The sequence below is a fragment of the Ruegeria sp. BG9 genome (genome assembly GCF_056538305.1).
In genome coordinates this window covers 131,933-144,813 of sequence record NZ_JBQFSY010000009.1, presented here as the reverse complement: position 1 = coordinate 144,813, position 12,881 = coordinate 131,933, and the positions used below count along the sequence as shown (strand labels likewise).

The 12,881-nt window shown below is 58.8% G+C and carries 13 protein-coding genes; 4 read left to right on the top strand and 9 right to left on the bottom strand.

The annotated features are described in order from the left end of the window. Positions 1 to 19: 19 nt before the first annotated feature. Together ACR0I8_RS16580 and ACR0I8_RS16575 are read left to right on the top strand one after the other, a co-directional pair. On the top strand, positions 20 to 907 hold the full coding sequence (locus ACR0I8_RS16580; RefSeq protein WP_170689253.1) for a PhzF family phenazine biosynthesis protein: 888 nt from the start codon (positions 20 to 22) through the stop codon (positions 905 to 907). Next, a complete protein-coding gene (locus ACR0I8_RS16575; protein ID WP_170689254.1) occupies positions 904 to 1,776 on the top strand; it encodes a glycosyltransferase family 10 in 873 nt (290 codons plus the stop codon). Before ACR0I8_RS16580 ends, ACR0I8_RS16575 begins: the two co-directional genes overlap by 4 nt. Here ACR0I8_RS16575 and ACR0I8_RS16570 read toward each other — a convergent pair. From ACR0I8_RS16570 to trxB, 4 genes are all read right to left on the bottom strand, one after another. Continuing rightward, positions 1,773 to 2,612, bottom strand: coding sequence for a hypothetical protein (locus ACR0I8_RS16570; protein ID WP_170689255.1), 840 nt, complete (start codon positions 2,610 to 2,612; stop codon positions 1,773 to 1,775). The genes ACR0I8_RS16575 and ACR0I8_RS16570 overlap by 4 nt on opposite strands. Before the next feature lie 137 nt (positions 2,613 to 2,749). Continuing rightward, positions 2,750 to 4,468, bottom strand: a complete 1,719-nt coding sequence (locus ACR0I8_RS16565) for a bifunctional sulfate adenylyltransferase/adenylylsulfate kinase (RefSeq protein ID WP_170689256.1) — start codon at positions 4,466 to 4,468, stop codon at positions 2,750 to 2,752. 226 nt (positions 4,469 to 4,694) lie between these two features. After that, positions 4,695 to 6,365, bottom strand: a complete 1,671-nt coding sequence (locus ACR0I8_RS16560; protein WP_480703405.1) for an adenylate/guanylate cyclase domain-containing protein — start codon at positions 6,363 to 6,365, stop codon at positions 4,695 to 4,697. A 78-nt stretch (positions 6,366 to 6,443) separates the two neighbouring features. Then, positions 6,444 to 7,385 (bottom strand): thioredoxin-disulfide reductase, encoded by a 942-nt coding sequence (gene trxB, locus ACR0I8_RS16555; protein ID WP_170689257.1) that lies wholly within the window; start codon positions 7,383 to 7,385, stop codon positions 6,444 to 6,446. A gap of 225 nt (positions 7,386 to 7,610) precedes the next feature. Here trxB and ACR0I8_RS16550 point away from each other — a divergent pair, with 225 nt between their 5' ends. Continuing rightward, positions 7,611 to 8,111 (top strand): Lrp/AsnC family transcriptional regulator, encoded by a 501-nt coding sequence (locus tag ACR0I8_RS16550; protein WP_170374674.1) that lies wholly within the window; start codon positions 7,611 to 7,613, stop codon positions 8,109 to 8,111. Positions 8,112 to 8,228: 117 nt separating this feature from the next. On the opposite strand, the gene ACR0I8_RS16545 is transcribed toward ACR0I8_RS16550, so the two are convergent. The 5 genes from ACR0I8_RS16545 to lgt all read right to left on the bottom strand — a co-directional run bounded on the left by ACR0I8_RS16545 (position 8,229) and on the right by lgt (position 12,445). Next, complete coding sequence (locus tag ACR0I8_RS16545; protein ID WP_170637468.1) at positions 8,229 to 9,011, bottom strand: Hint domain-containing protein; 783 nt, start codon at positions 9,009 to 9,011, stop codon at positions 8,229 to 8,231. Positions 9,012 to 9,336: 325 nt separating this feature from the next. Further along, complete coding sequence (locus ACR0I8_RS16540; protein ID WP_256439789.1) at positions 9,337 to 9,465, bottom strand: hypothetical protein; 129 nt, start codon at positions 9,463 to 9,465, stop codon at positions 9,337 to 9,339. Between the two features lie 273 nt (positions 9,466 to 9,738). Then, the gene (gene pgeF, locus ACR0I8_RS16535; protein WP_170689258.1) at positions 9,739 to 10,497 is read right to left on the bottom strand and encodes a peptidoglycan editing factor PgeF; all 759 of its coding nucleotides are present in this window, start codon (positions 10,495 to 10,497) and stop codon (positions 9,739 to 9,741) included. Continuing rightward, the gene (locus ACR0I8_RS16530) at positions 10,494 to 11,561 is read right to left on the bottom strand and encodes an SAM-dependent methyltransferase (protein ID WP_170689259.1); all 1,068 of its coding nucleotides are present in this window, start codon (positions 11,559 to 11,561) and stop codon (positions 10,494 to 10,496) included. Before ACR0I8_RS16530 ends, pgeF begins: the two co-directional genes overlap by 4 nt. After that, a complete protein-coding gene (gene lgt, locus ACR0I8_RS16525; RefSeq protein WP_170689260.1) occupies positions 11,558 to 12,445 on the bottom strand; it encodes a prolipoprotein diacylglyceryl transferase in 888 nt (295 codons plus the stop codon). The genes ACR0I8_RS16530 and lgt overlap by 4 nt, the downstream gene beginning before the upstream one ends. A 97-nt stretch (positions 12,446 to 12,542) precedes the next feature. Between lgt and ACR0I8_RS16520 the strand changes: the two genes are divergently transcribed. Continuing rightward, the gene (locus tag ACR0I8_RS16520) at positions 12,543 to 12,791 is read left to right on the top strand and encodes an accessory factor UbiK family protein (protein ID WP_050604795.1); all 249 of its coding nucleotides are present in this window, start codon (positions 12,543 to 12,545) and stop codon (positions 12,789 to 12,791) included. Positions 12,792 to 12,881: the final 90 nt, after the last annotated feature.

The following is a 12,881-nucleotide window of genomic DNA, read 5'->3' as shown; positions in this document are numbered from 1 at the left end:
TCATGTAAGGAAACGCTGGATGAGCTGGTTCGATTTTGACTGGGTGGATGCCTTTACCGACAAAGCCTTTGGTGGAAATGGCTGCGCCGTAGTCCATGGCGCGGCCCACCTGTCGGATGAGGTCTGCATGGCCTATGTGCGCGAAACCTCTCTGGTTGAGTGTACCTTTACCGGCCCGTCGGATGTGGCCGATATCCGGGTACGGTATTTTCTGGCCAGTCGTGAAATCCCCTTTGCCGGTCATCCGACCATCGCAACGGTCGAGGCACTTCGGTCGCGTGGTCTGGTTGAGGGCGACTCTCTGACTTTGGAAACCGGGGCGGGGCTTGTCGCTATTCGTCTGAACGGTGACGCGATAGAGATGACGCAGGTTGCGCCGGAATTTGGAGCACATGTTCCCGCCGATCTGGTTGCCAGCGCGATTTCGCTGCCCGAAGAGGCCATCATCTCTCCGCCGCGATTTGTCTCTACCGGGTTGCCGTTCTGTATCACGGTGCTGCGGGATCACGAAGCGTTACGCGCGGCGCGGTTGGCCGAAGGTCCTTTGCGCGAGGTGGCTGCATTAGCGGGATTTTCTGGTTCCGATATGGCAGAGCCGTTTTTGGTCAGCTTGCAGGGAGCGACGACACAAGGGGATACGTTCTCACGCCTGCTGCTGGCACCGCCCAGCCCACACGAGGACCCTTTCACAGGTTCTGCGACGGGCGCGATGGCGGCTTATCTTTGGAAATACGGGCTTATGGAGAAAGACCAATTCATCGCTGAACAGGGCCATGACATGGGGCGTCCGGGGCAGGCAACGGTGACGCGCGTCGGCCCAAGCGATGCCATGACCGGGATCAAGGTGGCGGGGCAAGGCTATGTTCTGATGCGCGGACAGGTCGACTTGCCTGAGACGGATCAATGACCCAATCGATTGCTGTTTTACCCTACGGCCACCGTCTGGGCCCGAAACTGGCCGAGGTGCCTCTGTCCGAGCTGATCTGGCACGAGGGCTGCCCGGATCGTTTGCTGGGTAAAACGGTCGGGGACCTCGCGCCGACAGATCATCTGATCATGTATCCCAATTCGACGGTCCATTGGCGGTTGCGGCGTGGCACGAAGGCGCGAATTTCGCTGATGATGGGCGAGCCTTCGGCCATCCACGCCAAACATGACCGACAGCTGCGCCTGACATGGCGGCGGTTCTTTAGGGTGTTCACCTTTCACGACGTTCTACTGGAAAACCTGCCCAATGCTGTGTTTCTGCCCTATGGCGTGACCATGGTGCCGGACTGGCAGGAGCTACAGGCTGAGAAGGTCAAATCCTGTTCGCTGATCGCCTCGGCCAAGCGGGACCTCGTGGGCCACCAGCTACGCCATGACGTTATAGATTGGATCCGCGAAACCGGGGCCGATGTGGACATCATGGGGCGGGGATACACGCCTTTCGATCAGAAATCGGATGGTTTGGCCCCTTACCGCTATTCGGTCGTAATCGAGAATGTTCGAGAGCGGAATTACTTCTCGGAGAAACTGATCGACTCGATCCTCTGCGCAACGGTCCCGATTTACTGGGGTTGCCCGAATATCGGGGATTTCATGGAGACTTCTGGGATGATCCTCTGCGAGACACAGGCAGATATACAGCAAGCGATTCAGTCTGCATCCGAAGAAGACTATGCCCAGCGTCTGCCCCATCTGAAGGCGACTCAGGACGCAGCTGCAGATTACGGTCAGTTCGAAGAACGCGCCGTGCGCGCTCTGCGGCATGAGCTATCGGGCGCGTCCGGTTAAAACCCCATCCAAGCCATCGGTGCGATTGGGTTGTCTTGTGGGTCAATCCCGTGACGCGCGCATAGCGTGCTGAGAAACGATCCCCGCACCGGCAGGCCCGCAGTCTGTTGGGCCATGAATTTCTTCTGATGCCCAAAGACATGCACGGAATGTACCCCGTCTCGTTCAATAGTGGATGGGGGCAGATAGGGGTCGTGCAGCTTCCAAAGCGCCTCATTCGCCAGCGGGTAGAACGTATCGGCGGACATTGCGTGGATGTCCTCTCCGGTCTCACGCAGAAAATGCCCCAGCGCCTTCGGGCCGGAGCATCCCCAGGGCAGCGCCTCGATCCCCCAGGTTTCACCCTCAGCGATACGCTGCTCGTTGCGTCTGCGCAGCTTGGCCCCGCGCCAGGGTTGGGTCGGGTTGGCCGAGGCGACAAATGCCAGCATCTGCGCAAGCGTTTGGGACTCTTGCGGCAGACGGAGCACCCCATTGGGAAACTTGCCGGATTGAGAGGGGGCGAAGACAAAAGGGGACGCAAAATCGAAAGGCTTCAGACAGAGCGCATCCAGATCTACCCAGATGAAATCTGTACGTTCCAGCAACTTCAGCCTGAAAATGTCCGAAAAAACCGCAACGCCTAGCCGATCTTCGGGACGTAACGCGAAAGGGGCGGGCCACAGTATCTCGGACGCGTGCCGCAGGTCGACGCCATTCGGGACGTGCGCGATGTCATGCGCCGCATAGAGGGTGAAGGAATGGCCATGGTCCAGATAGGATTGAATGCATAACGCCTCAAGCCAGCTGAGATCGGAGCCAAACCAGAAGCTGGCGATTTGAGTAAGGGGGTGCATCGTGGATTGACTGTGGCGAACTTGACTGGGTTGACTGCATCAAGGCCACGCATTTTTGTCAATCTCGGTCGTTGTTTTGCACGAAAAACGGCCCCCGGTGACCGGAGGCCGTTTCCAATCTGGTTTATCTCAACCGCTTAGTTCGCAGCGATCAGGCCCATGCTCTCGAGCTTCAGCAGAACCTGATGAGCGCAGTTGTCGACCTCGACATTCTCGGTTTCGACGCTCAGTTCGGGGTTCTGGGGCACGTCGTAAGGGTCTGAGATGCCCGTGAACTCTTTGATCTTGCCTTCGCGGGCCAGTTTATAAAGGCCCTTGCGGTCGCGGCGTTCGCATTCTTCGATGCTGGTGGCCACGTGAACCTCGCAGAAGGCACCAAACTGTTCGATCTCTTCCCGAACGGCCCGGCGGGTGGTCGCATAGGGCGCAATCGGCGCACAGATGGCGATACCGCCGTTCTTGGTGATCTCGGACGCGACATAGCCGATGCGACGGATGTTCAGGTCGCGGTGCTCCTTTGAGAAGCCTAACTCGGACGACAGGTTCTTACGCACGATGTCGCCATCCAGCAGCGTCACGGGGCGGCCGCCCATCTCCATCAGCTTGACCATAAGCGCGTTGGCGATGGTGGACTTACCCGAACCCGAGAAGCCGGTGAAGAACACGGTAAAGCCCTGTTGGCTGCGTGGCGGTTTGGTTTTGCGCAGCTCGGCCACAACCTCGGGGAAGCTGAACCATTCGGGGATTTCCAGACCTTCGGCCAAACGGCGGCGCAGTTCGGTGCCCGAGATATTCAGGATCGTGACATTGTCCTTGTCGAGGATCTCGTCATTTGGCTCGTACTGGGCGCGTTCCTGCACATAGACCATGTGCTTGAAGTCAACCATCTCAACGCCGATTTCGTCCTGATATTTGCGGAACAGATCCTGCGCGTCGTAGGGGCCGTAGAAATCTTCACCTTGGCTGTTCTTGCCGGGGCCAGCATGGTCGCGGCCAACGATGAAATGAGTGCAGCCGTGGTTGGCGCGGATCAGGCCGTGCCAAACGGCCTCGCGTGGGCCAGCCATGCGCATCGCCAGGTTAATCAGCGACATCGAGGTGGTGGAGGCCGGGTACTTGTCCAGCACCGCCTCATAGCAGCGCACGCGGGTGAAGTGGTCAACGTCGCCCGGTTTGGTCATGCCGACAACCGGGTGGATCAGCAGGTTGGCCTGCGCCTCCTTCGCGGCACGGAAGGTCAGTTCCTGGTGGGCGCGGTGCAGTGGGTTGCGGGTTTGGAACGCAACAATGCGGCGCCAGCCCAGTTTCCGGAAATAGGCGCGCAGCTCGTTCGGTGTGTCGCGTCGGCCACGGAAATCATAGTGGACGGGCTGCTGAATGCCGACAACGGGACCGCCCAGATAGACCTTGCCTGCCACGTTATGCAGGTAGTTGACGGCCGGGTGCTCATCGTCATCCGCGCCAAAGACCTTCTCGGCTTCGCGCGATTTGTCGGGGGTCCAGCGGTCGGTCACAGTCATGGTGCCGAGGATCACGCCCTCTTGGTCGCGTAGGGCAATGTCTTGGCCCAATTCGATGCTTTCGGCGAATTCTTCGCTGACATCCAGCGTGATCGGCATCGGCCACAGCGTGCCGTCAGCCAGACGCATGTTCTCGACCACGTTGTCGTAGTCGGCCTCAGACAGGAACCCTTTCAGCGGATTGAAGCCGCCATTCATCAGCAGTTCTAGATCGCAGATCTGGCGCGGAGACAGGTCATGGCTGGTCAGATCCGCAGCCTCAACCTTCAGCTTCTGGGCCGAGTCATAAGATACGTAGAGTTCGGGAATGGGGGCGAGGTTGCTTAACATTGTCATCGGAATTCTCTTGTCGATGTGATGATGCGCCAGTGTGATCTTGGCATTTGAAACGGCATGTGCCCCGCCACTGAGTCAGAGTCCACAGGGTCAGATAAAACTAAGGATGATATGAGCGGTTTTTCTTGTGATTGGAAGAATTTTCCAATTCGGTGGAAAACCGGCGATCAAAGTTCCGGTAATCTAGCGCAAATGTGCCACAGTAAGTATGCGTGTTCCTGTTGTCTTAGGCCTTTTCAAGTTCCGAGGCGCGGGGCACCGGCAGGGCTGGAACGGGTTCGGACACGCCGCGCAGCTTGAAGGGCTGAATACGATCGTCCGAGATATCCATCTCGGCGGCCTGTAGCAGCTCGGCCGACACCAGAAGCTCAACCCCCAGCGGCTTTGTCTCGGCCTCAAGGCGGCTGGCGACATTCACCGCGTCCCCGATGATGGTCTGCGCGGCATGGCCGGCCGCGCCAATTTCCCCAAGCACTAGATCGCCCAGATGCAGCCCCATGCCGATGCGGATATGCGGGCTGTCTTCGGATGAGAGCTGCCGGTTGAACTGTTCCAGCGCATGGCTGATCTCAATTGCCGCTTTCAGACCGGCGCGGGCGGATTGCTGGGGGCCGGGTTTGTCAAAAACCGCCAGCAACCCATCCCCCATATATTTGTCGACGACCCCGCCCTGAGAGGTGATCGAAGGCACAATCGCGTCGAAGAAACGGTTCAACAGGAAGACGATGTCATAAGGCAATTGCCCAGCGGTACGGGCGGTAAAGCCGCGCATATCTAGAAACAGCACGGCCAACTGACGTTCCTGCCCCTGACTGGCATGAGCTCTGTCGTGCTTCCCGTCGGGGCGGAAAACACGAAAGACCTTTACCGGCTCGGTCGGGCGCATCTGACAGGCCAGGCGCGTCTGGGCCGAGGCCCCAACGGCGGCCAGACTGCGGGCTTCGATCTCGCTGGGCGGGGGCAGGTGATCTCCGCCATCTTCGACGATCACGCGGCAGGTGGTGCAGCGGCCCTTGCCGCCACATAGGGCTGCATGCGGAATTCCGTTGGCCTGAGACATCTCAAGCAGCGTCATGCCCTTCTCGGCAAAAACCTCGGGGCCTCGGGCATAGGTCACCTGTACAGAGTGCCGACGACGCCACAGCTTGCGGCCAAGATAGAAGGCCGCCGTGGCCCCGAGCGCGGCCCAAAACCCCGTCATGGCGTTGTCTTCGACGCGGAACATGGCCTCAAAGGCCTCGGCCGAGGGCCAGTTATAGTGTTCGATATACTGTTCGCGCAGGAAGTCATCGGCAAAATCGGCCCAGATGCGGCGCCCCTCGGTCAGCACACCGGCCAAGGCGAAACAGGGGACAAAAACCGCAAGACCGATCAGGTAGGGCAGGGTCTTGCCCCACCACCGTGTCAACCGCAGCCACATGTGCAACCCGATGCAGCCATGTACCCACACGATCAGCAAGAGCAGGCTTTGCATCCAGATCGCAGAGCTTGGCCACATCAGGATGATGATATAGCCCATTTCGTCATTCACATCGTAGATCTCATGCGCGTAGCGCGTGTGAATGATATGGACGATCAGCTGGATCGGGATCAGCAGCCCCAGCACGATTTGCAGGGCCGAGCTGAACGGCATGCGCAAGGTCCGTCGTTGTATGATCGACGTTAGCGCAAGGCCCGAATGCACGATCAGCGCAAGGTAGAGAAGCGCGCTCATGGCGTCGTGGCGGGTGACGGCCTTTCGACCGTCTTGCATGCCATGCAGATAATCGGTGTGAAACAGGCCGAGGCCGATGTTCAGAAAATGGAATAAGGCAAAGACAAAAAGGACCAGCCCGCTGCCGATCCTAAGCCGGGTTGACCACCCGCCACGCCAAAGAGCGTTGTCCGTTGTGACCACGCGCGACCCTCATGTTTTGCACCAGTGTGAGGCCGCGCGGGGATAGGGTCAAGCCGGTGTGACCTGACCCTGTGGCCCTTAGTCCTGTTCGGCCAGAAAGCGTTCGGCATCCAGGGCAGCCATACAGCCCATGCCTGCGCTGGTGACGGCCTGACGGTAGATGTGATCTGTCAGGTCACCGGCTGCGAAAACACCCGGAACCGAGGTCTCGGTTGATCCTGGCTTGGTTACGACATAGCCGCCCATATGGGTTTCCAGCGTGTCCTTGACCAACTCATTGGCCGGGGCATGGCCGATGGCGACAAAAACGCCCTTGCACGGGATTTCAGAGATTTCGCCCGTTTTCACGTTCTTGACGCGCACGCCTTCGACGCCCAAGGGCGCATCGGTCCCGATGACTTCGTCCAGTTCGTGGAACCAGAGCGGTTCGATCTTTTCATTCTTCATCAGGCGATCCTGCAGGATCTTTTCCGCCCGTAACTCGTCGCGGCGGTGGATCAGGGTCACCTTGCTGGCGAAATTGGTCAGGAACAGCGCTTCTTCCACGGCGGTATTGCCGCCGCCGATTACAACGATCTCTTGCCCGCGGTAGAAGAACCCGTCGCAGGTCGCACAGGCCGAGACGCCGAAGCCTTTGAATTTCTCTTCCGACGGCACGCCAAGCCATTTGGCCCGCGCACCGGTCGCCAGAATGACCGCATCGGCAGTGTAAACCGTGCCGCTATCCCCTTTTGCGGTGAAGGGACGTTTCGAGACATCCAGATCGTTGATGATGTCGCCGATGACCTCACAGCCCATCGCCTTGGCGTGGTCCTGCATGCGGACCATTAGATCGGGGCCTTGTACCTCAGTATCGCCGGGCCAGTTTTCGACCTCGGTGGTGGTCGTCAGCTGGCCGCCGGGCTCGATCCCTTGCACCAGAATGGGTTCCAGCATCGCGCGGCTTGCATAAACCCCGGCTGTATAGCCTGCGGGTCCCGACCCGATGATCAGAACCTTGGTGTGTCGTGTGTCGGCCATGGTACCCCCGCTCGAACTGCCTGATTTGGGCCTTTTGCCCGTCGCAAGGATATAGCGATGGGCGGGCAGGGCTTAAAGCCCCTTCATGAAGGGAACCTGATATGCCTTGTCGGTATGGCCCTGCGCAAATGAGCGATCTGAAAACAAAGAAAATTGCGCAGCTACGAAACATTATTGCGCGTGGGCTGGGTGCTGATATAAGAACCGAAAAATCAGGAGCGTTTTATGGTCACGACCCGGCTGGATGAAATTGATCGCAAGATTCTGGCGGAATTGCAGGCGGACGGTCGCATGACCAATGTAGAACTGGCCAAAAGGGTCGGTATCTCGGCCCCTCCGTGCTTGCGCCGTGTGCGCACTTTGGAGGAATCGGGCTATATCACCGGCTACCACGCCGAAGTGAACGCCCGCGAGCTTGGGTTTGAGGTTCAAGTCTTTGCGATGGTTGGATTGGACAGCCAGGCGGAGTCGGAGCTCAGCGCGTTCGAGGAGCAGTGCAGACTATGGCCGCTGGTCCGTGAGTGTCACATGCTGAACGGCGAGGTCGACTTCATCCTGAAATGCGTCGCGCCCGACCTCAGCAGTTTTCAGCAGTTCCTGACCGGCGAACTGCTGACCACGCCAAACGTGGCCAGCGTCAAGACATCGCTTGTTATCCGCGGCGCAAAAGACGAGCCAGGCGTCCCGTTCGATGTATTGGAAGACCGAATGAACCGCTCGGCGTAAACCACATCCGTCGTGTTTCTGTTGGGCAGGGCGGCAGCATAGCCACCACCGCCAGGGTCAAAGCCCATCCTATCAAAATCTGCATAAAGCCCCCACTCTGCAGTACTCTTTAACAATTCACGCCGATATCGCGTCGATCTCTCCGTCTCCGGCGCGCGGCATAAGCAACGGGCCAAAATCGTTCAGCGATTCGATATGCGCGAACAGGTTCAGATAGATCGACCGTAACGAATGGCTGATCATGCGAACCGCATTAGCACCTGGATGATAGGTTTCAAAGGGCAAGCCGTCTACACGGATGACCGAGTGTTTTTTCAGGCAAATGTGAAACAATTCTACTGGAGTTGGAGGCATTGTTTCCACAACACCCATTCCGTCCTGAAATTCGGCCACAGGCGCCAGAATCGGTGACCCGCCATGCAGGTGCCGCAAATGGGCTGGCGTGCCAAGCAGACGCGCGGCTGGTCCTGCGATCACACCGGACATCGGTTTTTGCATGCCAAACGTATCAGCCATGATGCGGGTCAACGGACGGGTGCGCCCGCGCGAATCCTCGCGGCCCGGTATCAGCGTCACAGAGCCTTTCCACAAAACGGTCTCAGAGGTTCCGTCCTGCGTCAGTACCGTGTCGCCGGGCAGCAGATCCTCGATCGCCATGGGCCCCTGTTCGGTTTCCACAAGCGACCCCCGTGAGAAGGCGCAAAAGGCGTCCTCGAACATCGGCAGGGCCGGTGCGATATGCCGGGTTTGCGCAATGTCTCCGTTTTTGAGCAGGGCGCTCACTTCGTAACGGCGCAGCTGGGCTTTCTGTTTTGTAGTCGGCCGCGGAGTGTCGCGGAGCAATGCCGAGGTTTCGACAGCATTTCTGGCAGCAATGGCCAGTGATTTTGGAATAGTCATAAATATTCCGTTCCTTTTAGAACCGGATCAGACGGGGCATACCCCCATGCAGGCCCATCTGTCGGTTCGGTTCTTTGTCTTGAAATAAATGGGTAACCCTTGGGCACCGGCTATGGCCGCAGCGCACAGCGAAGCAATTTCGCATTCCATTGGTCAATCCATTGACCCCCCAGACAAACTCGTACTGCGCGGGCGAAAATGCCCGCAAACACGCTCCGAACTCAGGATGCATTTTTCTTTGCATCCCACGCACATCGGACCGGAGCACTACCCGGTGCGCGTTGACCAAATGGAACCGGCAGCTTGGTTCCGTTGGCTTTCTGTTTCAGCGTCGCGTCGCCAGACGGCGGGCAACCCTGACAGAATGGCTTGACACTCGCTTCCACGGCATGTCCAGTTTCGGGTCCTGTGCGGCCTGAATGACCGCGCTGAGAAAGCGAGATTTCTGTTTCATTTTCTGGTCCTGCTCGATCGGAGGTCTGAGCCTCATTCCGTGTGTGTAGACTTAACGTGCCGCAGGTTTGCGGCAGGGATAAGGCTTAACCGGGATCAAAAACGGACAAAAAATAAAGGTTGGCGGTTCCTCTGTTTGAGGTGCCAGCATTCATTTGTCGGCAAAGACAGATAACCTTCTGAGTACTGGCACAAAATTCACTACGATTCTGTGTCAGGTAAACACAATAAATGTGGCGGAAAGGTGGCGGTTTTGCCTTAATTGGGGCCTAATCTACAATCTGATCGCCGAAATTAACCGCCCGTAGTCCGCCTCTTTGGCGTGTGTTGTCCGGCGGTATGAATAAAAGCGATCTGGATCGGAATACGTGCAATGCCGGGTCCATTCTGCCTGCCCGACACCCGCTTGGCGCAGTTTATGCAGACCAAAGGCTGGCAAATCAAATTGCAGCCGATCCTCGGTGCCATTGGCGAAGAATCGGCTGTTCTCCGAGGACTCCGCCATGAAAGCATCCAGAAACTCGGGGCCGACCTCATAGGCCGCCTGCGAAATGGATGGCCCGATCACGGCACGCGTGTTTTCGCGCGTGGCGCCCAATGCCTCCATCGCGTCCAATGTGGCCTCCAACACGCCGTCCAAAGCGCCACGCCAGCCAGCATGGGCGGCGCCGATCACGTTCGCGTCAGGGTCGCAGAAAAGCACAGGCTGGCAGTCCGCGGTCAGAATTGTCAGAGCCAACCCGGGCGTGGCGGTCACGAGCGCATCCGCCTTGGGTTTGTCACCCGTAAGGGGCGCATCCACCGTCAGCACATCGGGCGAATGAACCTGATGAATACCAACCAGCGCCTCTAGCGTGACATCCATCGCGTCAGCAACCCGTCGGCGATTCAGGGCGACGATCTCGGTCTGATCGGATGATCCATAACCGCAGTTCAATCCCGCGAAGACGCCCGAGGATGCGCCGCCTCTACGGCTGAAAAAGCCGTGTTTTACGGGGGCCAGCATATCCGACGTGAGAATTTCCAAGGTCATGGTTCAAGTCCCGGTGGAGGCGCAGCTTGGGGCGGGTAGAGGCCCAGCACTTTGAACAGATTTCCCATTTCATCGACATGCGTCAACCGGCGATGTGCGGCCACCAGTTCATCAAGCTTGGAGCCGCCTATACCCTTGGCCAGAGCCTGTGCACGGGCGGTGATTCCCAGACGTTCCAGAAAAATACCCTGTGGTGTCAGGCAGGTATGAGCACAGCCTGCGGCCTTCGCAGCCAGCGCCAGGGGCTCAAAATCCACATGCGCGGTCAGGTCTGCTTGGCCGGGGGTTTGCAGAGGGTCCGCACGTTCATGCGCCTTTAGGGCCTGAAGCGTATCGCCAAGCGAGCGCCAGTCACCATAGTCCACGATCAGAGCAGCCCCTCCGTTCTGCGCGATTCGGCAGGCGAGGATGGTTAGAATCGGAATGGCAGGTGCGCAGAGTTCGACGAGATCCCCGTCTCGCGTATCGGACAGCCTGTCCTGCAGCGCAGTATGCGGCGCAGCGGGGCCAAGGCCAAAACTCAGCGCGCCATCGGCCTCTCCGATCAATCGTTCGCACCAAGTGGCGCCATCACGCAGGAATTGGCGGATGGGCAGGGCGTCAAAGAACTCATTTGCCACCAGAAACATCGGCAAGTCCGGCAGTTCCGCCACATCGCTGATCCACTGCGGGTTGTGATCTATCAGGGTTGCCTTTTGCACGTTGCGAAGCGTCTCGGAGGCCTCCAATAGAACAACCTTGGCCGCATCATGGAAACCGGGAACCGTGCGGGTTGCCCGTAGGATATCCGCCATCAGCGTACCGCGACCCGGTCCGAGTTCGGCCAGCGCAAACGTGGATGGCTGCCCCTGATCCATCCAGCTTTGCGCCAGTGATATGCCGATCAACTCGCCGAACATCTGACTGATTTCAGGCGCGGTGGTGAAATCGCCCTGAGCACCAAACGGGTCGCGCGTGGAGTAATAGCCCAAAGTTGGGTGCAGCAGGCATTCGGTCATGTAATCGGCCAGCGTCATCGGGCCGTCTTGCCGGATTCGGGCGATCAGGAGTTCGTGCAGGCTCATGCCGTTCGCCGGGCGCGCAGGGCGAACCACAGGCCTAAGGTAATCATTGGTAGAGACAGGATTTGCCCCATTGTCAGGCCGTAGCCGCCGATATGCCACGCCAGTCCAAGCGGGTTGCCGGGCGAGATGAACTGCGCATCGGGCTGACGGACGAACTCGACCACGAAGCGGGATGCCCCGTAGCCTGCGAGGAAAACGCCCATGATCAGGCCGGGTTTTCGGAACGCGCCGCGCCGATATGCCAACCACAGAAGGACAGCGCCCAATAGTACACCCTCAAGCGCGGCTTCGTATAGCTGCGAGGGGTGACGGGCGCACATACCGGCCACGACACCCGGGCAGTCCTGCGCTGCGAAGCCGGGAAAGATCACGGCCCATGGCAGCTCGCTTGGTCGGCCCCAAAGCTCGGCGTTGATGAAATTGGCAAGCCGCCCCAGCAACAGGCCGGGCGGGACGGTATAGGCCACCAAATCGCCTAGCGACAGGTTCGGAATGTTGTGACGGCGACCATAGAGGTATGAGGCGACAATCACCCCCAGCAGCCCGCCGTGAAAGGCCATCCCCCCTTGCCAGACCTTCAGGATATCTGCCGGGTGCGACAAGTAGTAGGCCGGTTGATAAAACAGCACAAAGCCCAGACGCCCACCCAGAATCACACCGATGATGATCCAGGTCAGCAGATCATCCAACTGCTCAGGCTTCATGGGTGGCGTTTCATTGCGCCAAAGGGCCGGGCGCCGCAGGGCCATCACGGCCAGGCGCCAGGCAATCAGGATGCCTACAATATACGCCAGCGCGTACCACCTGAGCGCGAACTCCATCCCGAACAGTGAGATCGAGAACAGCTCGGGCGACAGATCGGGGAAATTCAGAACAGCCTGCATGTGCGTCTCATTGCCCGGGGTTTGCAGGGCAAGTCAACCTTGAGCCTGCGCCAATCCTTCCCCATATAGGATACAACCGCGATTTCGGAGAAAAGCCATGCAAACCCGCAACAAGATCCTCGACGACGTTTCCCAGCTGATGACCAACGCCATGGGTGTGGCGCAGGGCGCACGCGAAGAGGCCGAGAATGCGATGAAATCGATGATCGACCGTTGGCTGGCTGACCGCGATTTCGTTACGCGTGAAGAATTCGACGCTGTGCGCGCCATGGCCCAAAAGGCCCGCGAAGAGAACGCCGCGCTTGAGGCGCGCATCGCCGCGCTTGAGGCGAAACTGGACAAGTAACGCTGATATCCAGATTTTGAAGACAAGGTTAGCGCCGCGCAATCCAAGGCCGGATTGTGCGGTGTTGTGTATCATGCCGCCTTGCAGAAA